Genomic DNA, 13,135 nt, shown 5'->3' with positions numbered 1-13,135 from the left:
GACGCCGGCTCCGGAAAGCAAATCGCCCGCGCAAGCGGGCGATTTCGTTTGATGCGGCCGATGGCGTGCGATGCGCGCCGCGGCCCGGCGCGCGGGCCGCGCTCAGGCTCAGGCCGACAGCAGCGAACCGGTACGGATCGCGGTCGCGCCGGCGATGCGCGCGACTTCCATGCCGGCCGTCGCGAAGCGCACGACCTGGCGCGCGTACAGCACGCCCGACACGCTGCTCTTCAGCGTGACGACGCGATCGGTCAGCGGATCGACGATGTCGGCCACGGCCTGGCCGGCCTCGATCATCGCGCCGACCGGCGTGCGGAACACGATCACGCCCGACACCGGCGCGACGAGCGGATCGGTGCCCGCGAGCGGCGTGGCCGGATGCGCGAGCGGCGGCAGCGGCGCCGGCGTGCCTTCGACGATGCCGCGCTCGGTCAGGTAGTCGACGATCGCCTGCGCGTCCTTTTCCGCGAACTCGTACGACACGTCGCGTTCGCTGCGCAGTTCCACCGTGACGGAAATCGCGCCGTTCGGGATCGGGAAGCGGTCGCCGAAGCGGTTGCGCAGATCCGACCAGCAGAAGCTGTGGATTTCGTCGAACGGGTTGCCGACCGAATTCAGCGCGAGCAGCGACGCCTTGGCATCGAGGTAGCGCGCCAGCGGCTCGACGTCCGCCCACAGATCGGGATTCGTGTAGAGGTGCATCACCGCATCGCTGTCGCAATGCAGGTCGAGCACGATATCGGCGTCGAACGACAGCTTCTGCAGCGCAAGACGCTGCGAGTCGAGTTCGGTGCGCGGCTTCTGTTCATCGAGCGCTTCGCGCATCGCCGCGCGTACGACGGCGAGATTGCGCTGCGCGTCGTTCGTGAGGCGGCTTTCGACATGCGGCAGCACGAGCGCCGCGAGATCGTGGAAATTGCGGTTGAAGTTCTGCATCGAGCCGAGCTCGAAGCGGCCGAGGTGATCGCCGAACACGTGTTGCGACAGGCCGATCGGATTGGGCACGGGCACGATGACGACTTCGCCTTGCAGCTTGCCGGCCGTCTCCAGCGCGGCGATCTTGCGACGCAGCAGCGTGGCGACCAGCATGCCGGGCAACTCGTCCGCGTGCAGCGACGACTGGATGTAGACCTTCTTGCCGCCGCGCGGGCCGTAGTGGAAGCTGGTGATCTGGCGTTCGGTGCCGACGGCGGGGGAAATCAGCGGATGGGTCTGCGTTTGCATGATGAGGGGAGTGCGGCGCAGCCGCGAATGATCCGTGTGCGTGGAAGATCGATTGTACGTTGCCTTCCTCGCCGCCATCAAACCGGTGCCGGAGCGTTCTGTTTTCCGTTGAGAATCATCGGGTTGGCGCAGAAAAAATAACGCTGCCCGCGCCGCGCGCAAAAAAAACGGGCTCCTCGCGGAGCCCGTTCCCGTCGCGCCGAATCGCGCGTCGTTCGGCCGGATTACTTGCCGTAGACGTCGAAATCGAAGTACTTCTTCGCGATCTTGTCGTACGTGCCGTCCTTGCGCATGCCGGCGATCGCGCCGTCGATCTTCGTCTTCAGGTCGGTGTCTTCCTTGCGCAGGCCGATACCGGCGCCATTGCCGAGCGTCTTCGGATCGTCGAGGTCCTTGCCGGCGAAGTCGAAGTTCGCGCCGCGCGGCGTCTTCAGGAAGCCGATCTCGGCTTGCACCGCGTCCTGCAGCGCGCCGTCCAGACGGCCGGAGATCAGGTCGGCGTAGACCTGGTCCTGGTTCTGGTAAGGCACGACGTTCACGCCCTTCGACGCCCAGTACGTCTTCGCGTAGGTTTCCTGGATCGTGCCCTGCTCGACGCCGACCGACTTGCCCTTCAGCGATTCGGCCGTCGGCTGCAGGTTCGCGCCCTTCTTCGTGACGAGGCGCGTCGGCGTGTTGAACAGCTTCGACGAGAACGCGATCTGCTCGGCGCGCGCCGGCGTCATCGACATCGACGACAGCACGCCGTCGAACTTGCGGGCTTTCAGCGCCGGGATCATCCCGTCGAAGTCGTTTTCGATCCACACGCACTTCGCGTTGATGCGGCGGCAGATCTCGTTGCCGAGATCCACGTCGAAGCCGACGACCTTGCCGTCGGCGCCTTTCGATTCGAAAGGCGGGTAGCTTGCGTCGACGCCGAACCGCACGGTCGACCAGTCCTTCGCGTATGCACTGCCGGCCGATACGGCGAGCAGGGCCACGGTCACTGCCGCAAGAATCTTTTTCACTCGGTGACTCCTCGTTTTGTTCGATGGGTGCGCGGTTGTGCCGCGCCGTAAGCCTTCGGCCCGCCGCGGCTTCGCGTCGGACAGTCCGTTTCGCCCGCCCGATGGGGGCGCGCGACGTGCGGAAGATTATCAAGACAAAATACCGGCGGGGCGCCTAGGACAAGCCCCGATACCGGGCCCGGCGGCGGCGCGTCGGACGCGCGGCCGTTTCATACACAGGAACGATTCAGCCGAGCGTTTCGTTGACCGCGCGCTGCAGGCAGGTGGCGAAGTGCGACACGGCCGGCGTGGGCAGCAGGTCGCGCCGCGCGATGATCGACAGGTCGAAGCGCGGCATGCTTTCGTCGAGTTCGGCCGTGCGGATGCCGAGCGGCGCGACCATCGCGGCAAGCGGGCGCGTGAAGCAGCCGATCACGTCCGAGCGCGCGACGAGCCCGAGCGTCACCGCGAACGACATCGGCGAGCGCAGCAAACGTTTCGGCAGCGGCAGCCCGTGCGCCTCGAACATCCCGACCATCACGCTGTGCGGAAACTGCTCGGCGCCGACGGTGACGATCCACTCGGCGTCGAGCAGTTCCTCTAACCGGCGCGCGTGCGCGAGCGGGTGGCCGTCGCGCATCACGATCGTGAATTCGGTCGACAGCAGCGGCAATTGCGTGAAATCGCGGTCGAGCGCGGGCACATGGTGCATCGCAGCGATGTCGAGCGTGCCGTTGCGCAACTGCGCGAGCGCGTCCGGCACCGTCACTTCCTCCAGATGCAGGCTCACGTTCGGCATCGACCGGCGAAACGCCGTCACCGCGTGCGGCAACGCGGTCAGCGCGATCGACGGCATCGTGCCGACCGCGACGCGGCCCGACATCTCGCCTTTCACCTGTTCGACGGCTTCGACCGTGCGGCGGACGTCGCCGAGCAACTGCTCGGCGCGCGGCAGCAGCGCCTCGCCGCAGGCGGTCAGTTCGACGCCGCGCACGCTGCGCACGAGCAGCTCCGCGTTGAGCGCCGTTTCGAGCTCGCGGATCGTGTGCGTGATCGCCGGCTGCGTGACGCCGAGCTCGCGCGCGGCGGCGCGCAGGCTCTTCAGATGCGCGGCGGAGACGAACGCCTGGAGCTGCGCGATGTTCAGGGGATTGCGGATGCGGGTCATCGGTCGGGTCCGGTTGGCGCGAACGGGGGCGGCGGGTTCAGGCGGCGAGCCCGATGAAGGTCACGCATCGGCGCGTGTGCGGAACGCCTGCCGATAGCGCTGCGGCGACGTGCCGACGATGCGCGAGAAGCGCTCGCGAAACGCGCTGACCGAGCCGAACCCGGCTTCCGTCGCCACATGTTCGATCGACAGTTCGGTCACCTCCAGCAACTGCTGCGCATGCCTGACGCGCGCGGTCTGCAGCCATTGCCCCGGCGACGTGCCCGTCTGCTCCTGGAAGCGCCGCGTCAGCGTGCGCACGCTCGTCGATGCCTTGCGCGCGATCGCGTCGAGCGTCAGCGGCTGGCGCAGGTTCGCGTGCAGCCAGTCCATCAGGTCGTGCAGCCCGTCGCCGCCGGCCGGCCATTCGGGCGCGATGAACTGCGCCTGGCCGCCTTCGCGCACGCGCGGCGCCACCGCGTTGCGGGCCGCGTCGACGGCGACGGCCGCGCCGTAGTCGGCCTGGATCATGTGCAGGCACAGATCGAGGCCGGCCGCCGCGCCGGCCGAGGTCAGGATCCGGCCGTTGTCGACGAACAGCACGTTCGGGTCGACGTCGACGGTCGGATAGCGGCGCGCGAGTTCGGCGGCCGCGAGCCAGTGCGTCGTCGCGCGCAGGCCGTCGAGCAGCCCGGCTTCCGCGAGTACGAACGCGCCGCTGCAGATCGACGCGATCCGGCGCCCGCGCGTGGCCGCCGCGCGCAGCGCGTCGAGCACGCGGCGCGACGTCGGCGCGAGCGGCACCGACGTGCCGGGCACCATGATCGTATCGGCGTCGGCCAGCGCGTCGAGGCGAAACGGCGGGCGCAGCTCGAACAGGTCGCCGCCGACGCGCGGCTGTTCGCTGCACACGCGTACGCGGTACGCCTGTTCGACATGGGAGGCCCGCACGCGCACGAACGTGTCGCAGGCGACGCCCAGATCGAACGGGACGACATCGGGCAAGGCAAGAACGGCGACCGTGTGCATGGCGTTGCGGCCGTGGCCAGAATCCGTTGAAAGATGTCATTCTAGCCAATGGCTCGGGCCGGCACCACACGCGACAATCGCGGCGGACCACCTGGAGCCCTGCCGATGAAACAAGACGATCGCAACGCGTTGCGGAACCTGCAATACCTGTCGCTGCTGGAGGCGACCACGCTCGTCGCGCTGGTCTGCGTGGCCGTGCCGCTCAAGCATCTGGCCGGCTACCCGGTCGCGGTGTCGATCATGGGCCCGGTTCACGGCATCGCGTTCGCGATGTACGTGTGGGCGGTAGTCGTCACCGCATCGAGCGGGCTGTGGAGCAAGGGCGAGGTCGCGCGGCTCGTGCTGTCGGCCGTCGTGCCGTTCGCGGGGCTCGCGAGCGCCGGCTGGATCGCGCGCAGGCGGCACGCGCAATGATCTATCTGGTGCTGAAGGCGGCGCATCTGGCGGCCGTCGTCACGTTCGTCGGCGGGTTGTTGTTGTCGTCCGTCGCGGTCCGGATCGCGAACCTCGCCGTGCATCGCGCGGTGCGGCGCTGGGATCGCACGGTGACGGCGCCCGCGCTCGCGATCGTCTGGATCGCCGGCATCGCGCTCGCGCTGAGCGGTCACTGGTTCGGCGCCGCGTGGCTGTCGGTGAAGCTCGCGCTCGTCGTCGCGCTGTCGGTGCTGCACGGGATCCTGGCCGGCACGCTGCGGCGCATGGCGCGCGACGATCTCGTCGTCGTGCCGGCGCCGTGGCTCGGGCACGCGGCGGGCGCGGTGATCGTCGGGATGGCGCTCGTCGTCGGGCTGGCAGTGATCAAGCCGTTCTGACGTGGCGCGTTCAGGCGAGCGCCATCTCGACCGCTGCCAGCGTGCGGCGCCGGATCCAGCCGCTGCCCACTCGGATCGCGAGCCAGTACGGCGTGAACAACCAGCGCGTGCGCGCGCTCGGGCAATGGACGAAGGTTTCGGTGCGCAGGATGTGCGCGCCCGACGCGAGCCCGACGACCTCGAACCGGAGCACCAGCTTCGCGTCGCGCGGGTCGTCGTGCCGGACGAACGCGTCGGCATCGGCGACGGCGCGCACGTCGGGCGTCGGGCGCCAGAAGCGTCCGACGAGGCCGAGCGACAGCGACGTGTCGTCGCGATGGAGCGGCGTGAACGTGTCGAAGCCGAAACGCGCGCGTTCGGGGCGGGCCGGCGCGTGGCGCAGCGCGCCGACGACGGCTGCCGGGAATTCTCGCATCGTCAGCAGCGTGTCGATGACGGGATCGGCGCGCATGTCGAGCGAGGCGACGACATCGATGATGGATGCGGGCGGCGCGTCGATCGGCTGCGATTCATGCACTTCGTGGAAGCCGAACGACGGAATGAACGGCGGCTTGCGCGCCGAGGCCCGGGTGGTCGATTCGGAGACGATGCCAAGTGGGTTCATCGCGACTCCTGAAGGGGCAAAACGCGATCGTAGCACCGCGCGCGAATGAGCGCCGCGACGTTTTCGCGCCGTGCGTCGCGCTGCGTCGCACCGATAAAAAAAGCCTGGAAACTCGCGTTCCCAGGCTCGAGGCCATCAACGACGATGGTGGAGGAGACGGTATCGTCCCGATGCGCGCCGCCCTTCTGCAGGCGACGTCGCGCATGTGTCGCGCTCAGATCGCCCAGCCGCCGAGATAGAACGTGACGAGCACGGCCGCGATCAGCACGGTGCCGACGTTGAGCTTGCGGAATTCGCCGCTGGCGACGCGGCCGATCACGAGCGTCGAGAAGCCGAGCATGATGCCCGTCACGATGTTCGCGGTCAGCACGATGAACACCGCGCACACGAGGCCGGACATCGCGTCGACCATGTCGTCCATGTGCAGCTTGCTCACGCTGCCGAGCATCAGCAGCCCGACGTACATCAGCGCGGGCGCGGTCGCATACGACGGCACGAGGCCAGCGAGCGGCGAGAAGAACATCACGACGAGGAACAGCAGGCCGACCACCGCGGCCGCGAGGCCCGTCTTCGCGCCGGCGGCCACGCCGACGCTCGACTCGATGTAGGCCGCCGCCGGCGCGCCGCCGAGGAAGCCGGAGAAGATCGAGCTGATCGAATCGGCGGTCAGCGCGCGGCCGCCGTTGATGATGCGGCCGTTCGCGTCGAGCTGGCCGGCCTGGCCCGCGACCGCGCGGATCGTGCCGGTCGCGTCGAACACGGCGGTCATCACCAGCGCGAGCACGCTCGGCAGCACGGCCATCGACAGCGCGCCCTTGATGTCCATCGCGCCGATCAGCGACGCGTGGCCCGGTGCGCTCAGCGACGGCAGCGCGAAGATGCCGCGGTATTTCACGCCCGGATCGAAGATCAGCCCGAATACCGAGATCGCGATCACGACGAGCAGGATGCCGCCCGGCACGCGACGTTTTTCGAGGCCGAAGATCGCGGCGAGCCCGACGACCGACATGATGACCGGGAACGCGGTGATCTGGCCGAGCGACACCGGCAGGCCGGCGCCCGGGTTCTTGATCACGAGGCCCACGTCGTTCGACGCGATCAGCAGCAGGAACAGCCCGATGCCGATCCCCGTGCCGTGGGCGACGCCCGCGGGCAGGTTGCGCAGAATCCACGAACGCACGCCGGTGATCGAGATGCCGGTGAACACGAGACCCATCAGGAACACCGCGCCGAGCGCGACCGTCGGAGGCAGCCCCTTGCCGAGCACGAGCCCGAACGCGGTGAACGCGGTCAGCGAGATCGCGCAGCCGATCGCGATCGGCAGCTTCGCCCACAGGCCCATCAGCAGCGAGCCGAACGCGGTGGTGAGACAGACCGCGACGAACACGGCGCTCGTGTCGAAGCCGGCCTTGCCGAACATGCCGGGCACGACGAACACGGAATAGACCATCGCGAGGAAGGTGGTCACGCCGGCAATGATCTCGCGGCGTTGCGTGCTGCCGCGCGACGAAATGCCGAAGTACCGGTCGATGGCGCCGTTGGCGCCCAAGCCGGTTTCTTCCGCGCCGACGCCGACCGTCGGCTGCACCGGGGTATCACTCATGAGCTTGCTCCTTTATCAGCATGCTGAAACGGCTCGCAGCGAACCGTCGTCAGGGTGTCTCGTATCTGGTTGGATTGATCGGCAACGTCGCGGGGACGCATGACGTGCGGTGCGTGTCGTGACGGGCGAATCGAAACGATCGCGAGGGTGTCGCGTCGGACGACGCATGGTGTGGTCGACCCCGTCACGTGTGCTTTGCCGTAGCGAAGGTTAGGCGAGCGGCTCATCACGTCCCATCGGGGGAAGAGCATGCAGCGCATGTCGCAGCGCTTATATCGGCGTGCAACGGGGCTCCGTCGCGCCGACACGCGTGTATACGCCTAGTTCGAATCCGTTAAGGCGACTATTTGAATGCAGGGTCGGCGGGCGGGGGGCATTGGACGTTACGAATGGCTTTCAAGGTGGCCCGGGAGGCCGGCGCGCGTGCATGGTTTCCGTCCCGATGCGGGCTTCAACTGCGCGCGAGATGCGCGAGATACGCGCAGAACATGTCGGCCATCGCGTTCGAGTACGCGTCGATTTCCGCGGGCGTGCGCGCGGTTTCGGAGAATGCCTTGCCGCCCGTCGTGAGCGTCGTCAGGATCAGCTCGCACGCGAGCGCATGCGTGGCGTCGGGCACGTCGGGCAGCGCTTCGCGGATGAACGCGCTGAACGCCCGGTTGCCCTCGGCCTTCACGTCCTGCGCCTCGGGGGCGTCGCGATAGAGCGGAGCGGCATCGTCGAGCGCGGTCCGCATCGGCGCCTCGTCGCATTCCGAACGGATGAACGCGTGGACGGCAGTGCGCAGCCGCTCGGGCGGCGTCTTCTGCGTGTCCTGCAGGATTGCGCACAGCATGTCGTGCGTCTGCCGCCACTCGTCGTGCTGGAGCCGGAACAGCACGGACGCCTTGTTCGGGAAGTACTGGTACAGCGAGCCGACGCTCACGCCGGCCCGCTCGGCGACGCGCGCCATCGTGAAGCGCTGCGCGCCTTCGCTCGCCAAAACCTGAATAGCCGCCTGCAGGACGTCCTCGACGAGGCGGGTCGAGCGCGCCTGCCGAGGCTGCTTGCGCGTGGCGATCGGGGCGTTTCGGCGGTCGGTCATGAGCGGTTTGCCAATGCGAATAGTAAAACCTGAATAGTTCGTCATATTCTAGTCGGGTGCACTGACGCACTCAACCCGATACGGAGATATCGCATGACCACCCTGATGCTCGACCCGCTGGCTTCGCTGCTGGCGCGCCTGTTCGACGAAGCCGACGCGTCGTCGCCCGCGACGAGCCCGGCCTTCGCCAACGTGTCGCGCGACGAGCAAGCGCGGCTGATGCGCAGCAAGACGGACTACGCCGATCTGTATGCGCGCCTGAAGGACTACCCGCTTCCCGTGTCGCGCGAGACGGGTATGCTGCTGTACATGCTCGCGCGCAGCGGCGGCGCGAAGGCAATCGTCGAATTCGGCACGTCGTTCGGCATCTCGACGCTGCATCTCGCGGCCGCGCTGCGCGACAACGGCGGCGGCCGGCTGATCACGAGCGAGTTCGAGCCGTCGAAGGTCGTGCGCGCGCAGGCCAACCTGGCGGCGGCCGGCTTGGCCGATCTCGTGGAGATTCGCGAAGGCGATGCGCTGCGCACGCTGGCCGCCGATCTTCCGGATTCGGTCGACCTGCTGCTGCTCGACGGGGCGAAGGCGCTGTATCCGGAGATACTCGCGCTGGTCGAGCCGCGGCTCAGGGCGGGCGCGTTCGTCGTGGCCGACAACGCGGAATACAGCCCCGACTATCTTGCTTACGTGCGCGCGCCGGAACACGGCTACCTGTCGGTGCCGTTCGGCGGCGACGTCGAATTGTCGATGCGGCTGCGCTGACCGGACGGAGCGAGGGTGTCGACGATTTCACGCGTCCCCGCATCAAATATAGGAAAACTGATTAAGCGGAAGCGGGGCGAAAGGTGACGGGATGATCCCCGTCGCTGCGACGCCGTGCGCGTCACTTCAGGAACACATAGCGCGCGAAGTACGGGAAGCGGCCGACCGCATGCTCGGTCGTGCACGTCGCGGCCGGCGGCGTGCCGCCCGCCGTGTCGAGCCGCTGCACGAAGCGCACGCCGGCGAGCGTGCCGGTTGCGGCCGGCGTCGCCGCGAGCAGCAGTTGCGGAATGCTGGCCGGGCTGGCGCTCGGCACTTCCGCGAGCTTCCTGCCGGTAATGCGGCTGCCGTCGAGCGCTTCCCACGACGGTCCCGCGCCGTGCCGGACGACGAGCGTGCCGCCGGCATCGAACAGCAGCGCTTCGGGGTGCTGGAATGTCCACGCGAGCCGGTGTTCGGCATCGTATTCGCACGTGTAGACCTGCAAGCCGCTCGCGGTGGTCGTCAGCACCGGCGTGGCCGGCGCTGGCGCCGTGAGGCCGGCAGCCTCGTTGGCGTGCGAAGGCGCGGTAAAGGCCGCGAGGGAAAAACCGGCCGCAAGGGCCAGCAGCATGTCGCGTGTCGGGGAGCGGCTTGGCATGACGGGGCGTCCTTTCAGGTCGGGTGACGGTCGTATGGCGTCGATCCCGTCAACGTTAGACGCCGATCGCCCAGGCCGCAACTCGGAAATGACAATCGCGGCGATAGTCGCCGCGATTGCCGGAGGGCGGATGCGCGATCAGCGGATCGCGACCGGGTTGATATTGACCTGCGTGGAGCCGACGTACAGCGGCTGGCCGAGCACGAACAGGAATTCCCATGCCTTGTCGCGCACCAGCGCGCGGCTGTCGACCAGCTCCAGGTTGTAGATGCCGCGCTTCGCGAGCATGTACTGGTTGACCGGGAATTCGTCCTGCGTATGCGGATTCGGATAGACCTCCGACGCCCACGTGTCGCCGCCGAACGCGACGATCCCCTGATCGGCCAGCCACTTCGCGGCTTCCATGCCGATGCCGGGCTCGACGGCGAGGAACTGCTTGTCGTCCTTGCCGACCAGTTCGAGCCAGCCGGTGTTGAACAGCACGACGTCGCCCTTGCGCAGCGTCAGCCGCTGCTTCTTCAGCACGGCCTGGATATCGGCGACCGTGAACTCGGTGCCGCCCGGCACGATCGGCTTGCCGTAGTGGGCGGTCATGTCGAGCACGACGCCGCGCGTGACGATCGGCGGCACCTTCTCGACGCCGAGCTTCTTCACGCCGTCGACGGTCACGAAATCGGCCGCGCGGTTGCCGTTGTAGTACACGTTGTCGATGCCGATGTGGCCGATGCCGTTCAACTGCGTGCCGACGCCGGTCCATGCGTTGACGAGTTCGTCGTTGAACGTGAACTTGTTCGGGCCGAGGCTCTTGCCGGCCTGCTGGCCGACCTGCACGTTGTACAGCCGGAAGCTGCGGTGGCGGTACGCCGGCAGGTTCTTGTCCACCGGCACGGCCAGCGGATAGGTCTTGCCGGCTTTCACGAGGCCGACCGCCTGCTTGACGACGTCGGGCGTCAGCAGGTTGGCCGCGCCGATTTCGTCATCGGCGCCATAGACGGACGGATACCAGCCGGCCGCCGCCGCCTCGGACGGGGCGGCGTGGGCCGCTTGCGCGGCCGCGAACGGCAGGATCGCGGCGAGCGCGAGCCGGGCGAGCGTCGCTTTCATTCGAGACTCCTGTCGATCGTTATGCCGCGGCTTGCGCGAGCGTCGGGTAGTCGGTCAGGCCGTGGGCGCCGCCGCCGAACAGCGTGTTGCGGTCGTGCGGCGCGAGCGCGGCGCCGGTGCGCAGCCGCTCGGGCAAGTCGGGATTCGCGACGAACGGGCGGCCGAATGCGACGAGGTCGGCCCAGCCGGCGGCGATCGCCTCGCGCGCGCGCTCGGCGGTGTATGCGCCGGCATAGATCAGCACGCCCGGGAACGCGGCACGCAGTTGCTGCTTGAAGGCGACCGGCATCAGCGGCGCGTCGTCCCAGTCGGCTTCCGCGATGTGCAGGTAGCCGACGCCGAGTTCGCCGAGCAGCTTCGCGGCGGCGAGGTAGGTCGTTTCCGGATCGTCGTCGACGCAGCCGTTCAGCGTGGTCAGCGGCGCGAGGCGGATGCCGACGCGCGATGCGTCGCCGGTCCCGTCGATCAGCGCCTGCGTGACTTCGCGCAGGAAGCGCAGCCGGTTCTCCAGCGAGCCGCCGTATGCGTCGGTGCGCGTGTTCGCGTTCGAATCGATGAACTGGTTCACGAGATAGCCGTTCGCGCCGTGCAGCTCGACGCCGTCGAAGCCGGCTTCGATCGCGTGGCGGGCGGCGGTGCGGTACTGGTCGACGATCTCGTGGATCTCGTCGATCGACAGCGCGCGCGGCTCGGACGCCTGCACGAAGCCCGGCGTGCTGCCGTCCTCGCCGGCGATGAACACGTTCACGCCCTTCGCCTGGAGCGGCGACGACGACACGGGTTGCGCGCCGCCGAGCAGGCTCGTGTGGCTCAGCCGGCCGACGTGCCACAGCTGCGCGAAGATGCGGCCGTGCGCGGCATGCACGGCGTCCGTCACCTTGCGCCAGCCGGCGACCTGCGACGGCGTGTGGATGCCGGGCGTCCATGCGTAGCCCTTGCCGAGCGGCGCGATGTAGGTGCCTTCGCTGACGATCAGGCCCGCACTCGCGCGCTGCGCGTAATACGCGGCCATCAGTTCGTTGGCTTCGTCGCCGGGCTGGCTGGCGCGCGAGCGCGTCATCGGCGGCATCACGATGCGGTTCGGCAGCGTCAGCGCGCCGAGTCGCAGCGGTTGGAAAAGCGGGTCCTGGGTCATGGTGGATTCCTGTCGGTGCCGCGGCCGGCGGGCCGCGGACGGGTCATGTCGGATGAAGGCGGCGTGTGCTCAGTCCCACTTCGGCGCGAGGCCGTCCGGGTCGACTTCGCGGCCGTTGCGCTCGAGCGCGGCGATCTGCGCCATGTCTTCGCCGGTCAGGCGCAGCGTCTGCGCGAGCAGGTTGCTCGCGAGGTTCTCGCGCTTGGTCGACGACGGAATCACCGAGTAGCCGAGCTGCAGCGCCCAGGCGAGCGCGACCTGGGCCGGCGTCGCGTCGTGACGCTGCGCGATCGCGCCGAGCACCGGGTCGCCGAGCACCTTGCCGTACGCGAGCGTCATGTACGACGTCACGTGAATGCCTTCGGCGTTCAGGAACTCGACCAGCTTGCGGTTCTGCAGGTACGGGCTCAGTTCGATCTGGTTCGTCGCGATCGCGTCCTTGCCGACGGCCGCGATCGCTTCCTTCGTCAGTTCGATGTTGAAGTTCGAGATGCCGATCTGGCGCGTGAGGCCCTTCGCCTTCGCGTCCGCCAGCGCGGTCATGAACGCGTCGATCGACACGCCGTTGCCCGGCGCCGGCCAGTGGATCAGCGTCAGGTCGACGACGTCGGTGCGCAGCTTGCGCAGGCTTTCCTCGAGGCTGGCCGCCAGTTTTTCCGGCGCGTAGTTGTCGACCCAGATCTTCGTCGTGAGGAACAGGTCTTCGCGGCGCACGCCCGACGCGGCGATCGCTTCGCCGACTTCTGCTTCGTTGCCGTAGATCTGCGCGGTGTCGATCGCGCGGTAGCCGACTTCGAGGCCGTTGCGGACCGAGTCGATGACGACCTGGCCTTGCAGGCGGAACGTACCGAGGCCGAATGCGGGAATCTTGCTCATCATGTGCTCCTGAAAGAGGGGGAACGATTGCGGTATGGAAGTCATTCTGGCGCGTGAGACTGATGAGATAAACGCGTTCATCAGTCAAAAATATTTGATTTGAAGTCAAATATAGGTCGCGCCATGGGCGTC

The 13,135-nt window shown here is 68.0% G+C and carries 14 protein-coding genes; 3 read left to right on the top strand and 11 right to left on the bottom strand.

Annotated elements, in window-relative coordinates:
• Window positions 1-108 precede the first annotated feature (108 nt).
• The 4 genes from HWX76_RS20540 to HWX76_RS20525 form a co-directional block, all read right to left on the bottom strand.
• Window positions 109-1,224 carry a succinylglutamate desuccinylase/aspartoacylase family protein gene (locus HWX76_RS20540; protein ID WP_050012145.1) on the bottom strand — a complete coding sequence of 372 codons (1,116 nt, stop codon included), beginning with the start codon at window positions 1,222-1,224 and terminating at the stop codon, window positions 109-111.
• Window positions 1,225-1,448: 224 nt separating this feature from the next.
• Entirely contained in the window at window positions 1,449-2,231 is a 783-nt protein-coding gene (locus HWX76_RS20535; protein ID WP_050012144.1) for an ABC transporter substrate-binding protein, read from the bottom strand.
• A 226-nt stretch (window positions 2,232-2,457) separates the two neighbouring features.
• Window positions 2,458-3,378 (bottom strand): LysR substrate-binding domain-containing protein, encoded by a 921-nt coding sequence (locus HWX76_RS20530; RefSeq protein ID WP_050012143.1) that lies wholly within the window; start codon window positions 3,376-3,378, stop codon window positions 2,458-2,460.
• A 60-nt stretch (window positions 3,379-3,438) separates the two neighbouring features.
• Window positions 3,439-4,386 carry a helix-turn-helix domain-containing protein gene (locus tag HWX76_RS20525; RefSeq protein WP_050012142.1) on the bottom strand — a complete coding sequence of 316 codons (948 nt, stop codon included), beginning with the start codon at window positions 4,384-4,386 and terminating at the stop codon, window positions 3,439-3,441.
• A 105-nt stretch (window positions 4,387-4,491) separates the two neighbouring features.
• Here HWX76_RS20525 and HWX76_RS20520 point away from each other — a divergent pair, with 105 nt between their 5' ends.
• On the top strand, window positions 4,492-4,800 hold the full coding sequence (locus HWX76_RS20520) for a DUF3817 domain-containing protein (protein WP_050012141.1): 309 nt from the start codon (window positions 4,492-4,494) through the stop codon (window positions 4,798-4,800).
• Window positions 4,797-5,198, top strand: coding sequence for a CopD family protein (locus HWX76_RS20515; RefSeq protein ID WP_176016277.1), 402 nt, complete (start codon window positions 4,797-4,799; stop codon window positions 5,196-5,198). The genes HWX76_RS20520 and HWX76_RS20515 overlap by 4 nt, the downstream gene beginning before the upstream one ends.
• A 10-nt stretch (window positions 5,199-5,208) precedes the next feature.
• On the opposite strand, the gene HWX76_RS20510 is transcribed toward HWX76_RS20515, so the two are convergent.
• The 3 genes from HWX76_RS20510 to HWX76_RS20500 all read right to left on the bottom strand — a co-directional run bounded on the left by HWX76_RS20510 (window position 5,209) and on the right by HWX76_RS20500 (window position 8,534).
• A complete protein-coding gene (locus HWX76_RS20510) occupies window positions 5,209-5,802 on the bottom strand; it encodes a hypothetical protein (protein ID WP_124631315.1) in 594 nt (197 codons plus the stop codon).
• A gap of 214 nt (window positions 5,803-6,016) precedes the next feature.
• Window positions 6,017-7,405, bottom strand: coding sequence for an NCS2 family permease (locus HWX76_RS20505; protein WP_124638899.1), 1,389 nt, complete (start codon window positions 7,403-7,405; stop codon window positions 6,017-6,019).
• A gap of 451 nt (window positions 7,406-7,856) precedes the next feature.
• Window positions 7,857-8,534: a TetR family transcriptional regulator gene (locus HWX76_RS20500; RefSeq protein ID WP_176016276.1), complete on the bottom strand. Its 678-nt coding sequence runs from the start codon at window positions 8,532-8,534 to the stop codon at window positions 7,857-7,859.
• Window positions 8,535-8,582: 48 nt separating this feature from the next.
• Here HWX76_RS20500 and HWX76_RS20495 point away from each other — a divergent pair, with 48 nt between their 5' ends.
• Window positions 8,583-9,248: an O-methyltransferase gene (locus HWX76_RS20495; protein ID WP_124555285.1), complete on the top strand. Its 666-nt coding sequence runs from the start codon at window positions 8,583-8,585 to the stop codon at window positions 9,246-9,248.
• A 121-nt stretch (window positions 9,249-9,369) separates the two neighbouring features.
• Here the strand turns inward: HWX76_RS20495 and HWX76_RS20490 are convergent, their stop codons facing one another.
• The 4 genes from HWX76_RS20490 to dkgB all read right to left on the bottom strand — a co-directional run bounded on the left by HWX76_RS20490 (window position 9,370) and on the right by dkgB (window position 13,003).
• The gene (locus HWX76_RS20490; RefSeq protein WP_176016275.1) at window positions 9,370-9,888 is read right to left on the bottom strand and encodes a DUF3455 domain-containing protein; all 519 of its coding nucleotides are present in this window, start codon (window positions 9,886-9,888) and stop codon (window positions 9,370-9,372) included.
• Between the two features lie 138 nt (window positions 9,889-10,026).
• Entirely contained in the window at window positions 10,027-10,992 is a 966-nt protein-coding gene (locus tag HWX76_RS20485; RefSeq protein ID WP_089489846.1) for a cyclase family protein, read from the bottom strand.
• Between the two features lie 19 nt (window positions 10,993-11,011).
• Window positions 11,012-12,127 carry an alkene reductase gene (locus HWX76_RS20480; protein ID WP_050012133.1) on the bottom strand — a complete coding sequence of 372 codons (1,116 nt, stop codon included), beginning with the start codon at window positions 12,125-12,127 and terminating at the stop codon, window positions 11,012-11,014.
• A gap of 69 nt (window positions 12,128-12,196) precedes the next feature.
• The gene (gene dkgB, locus HWX76_RS20475; RefSeq protein ID WP_050012132.1) at window positions 12,197-13,003 is read right to left on the bottom strand and encodes a 2,5-didehydrogluconate reductase DkgB; all 807 of its coding nucleotides are present in this window, start codon (window positions 13,001-13,003) and stop codon (window positions 12,197-12,199) included.
• Between the last annotated feature and the right edge of the window lie 132 nt (window positions 13,004-13,135).

The sequence above is a fragment of the Burkholderia sp. BCC0398 genome (assembly GCF_902833245.1).
GTDB lineage: Bacteria > Pseudomonadota > Gammaproteobacteria > Burkholderiales > Burkholderiaceae > Burkholderia > Burkholderia sola.
Note: the sequence above shows the minus strand (reverse complement) of the source record. Positions and strands in the feature narration are given on the sequence as shown.

Coding starts and splice junctions, on each gene's coding strand:
- dkgB (WP_050012132.1), bottom strand. CDS start 13,003: ATGAGCAAGATTCCCGCATTCGGCCTCGGTACGTTCCGCCTGCAAGGC.
- HWX76_RS20505 (WP_124638899.1), bottom strand. CDS start 7,405: ATGAGTGATACCCCGGTGCAGCCGACGGTCGGCGTCGGCGCGGAAGAA.
- HWX76_RS20515 (WP_176016277.1), top strand. CDS start 4,797: ATGATCTATCTGGTGCTGAAGGCGGCGCATCTGGCGGCCGTCGTCACG.
- HWX76_RS20540 (WP_050012145.1), bottom strand. CDS start 1,224: ATGCAAACGCAGACCCATCCGCTGATTTCCCCCGCCGTCGGCACCGAA.
- HWX76_RS20480 (WP_050012133.1), bottom strand. CDS start 12,127: ATGACCCAGGACCCGCTTTTCCAACCGCTGCGACTCGGCGCGCTGACG.
- HWX76_RS20530 (WP_050012143.1), bottom strand. CDS start 3,378: ATGACCCGCATCCGCAATCCCCTGAACATCGCGCAGCTCCAGGCGTTC.
- HWX76_RS20510 (WP_124631315.1), bottom strand. CDS start 5,802: ATGAACCCACTTGGCATCGTCTCCGAATCGACCACCCGGGCCTCGGCG.
- HWX76_RS20525 (WP_050012142.1), bottom strand. CDS start 4,386: ATGCACACGGTCGCCGTTCTTGCCTTGCCCGATGTCGTCCCGTTCGAT.
- HWX76_RS20495 (WP_124555285.1), top strand. CDS start 8,583: ATGACCACCCTGATGCTCGACCCGCTGGCTTCGCTGCTGGCGCGCCTG.
- HWX76_RS20490 (WP_176016275.1), bottom strand. CDS start 9,888: ATGCCAAGCCGCTCCCCGACACGCGACATGCTGCTGGCCCTTGCGGCC.
- HWX76_RS20500 (WP_176016276.1), bottom strand. CDS start 8,534: ATGACGAACTATTCAGGTTTTACTATTCGCATTGGCAAACCGCTCATG.
- HWX76_RS20485 (WP_089489846.1), bottom strand. CDS start 10,992: ATGAAAGCGACGCTCGCCCGGCTCGCGCTCGCCGCGATCCTGCCGTTC.
- HWX76_RS20520 (WP_050012141.1), top strand. CDS start 4,492: ATGAAACAAGACGATCGCAACGCGTTGCGGAACCTGCAATACCTGTCG.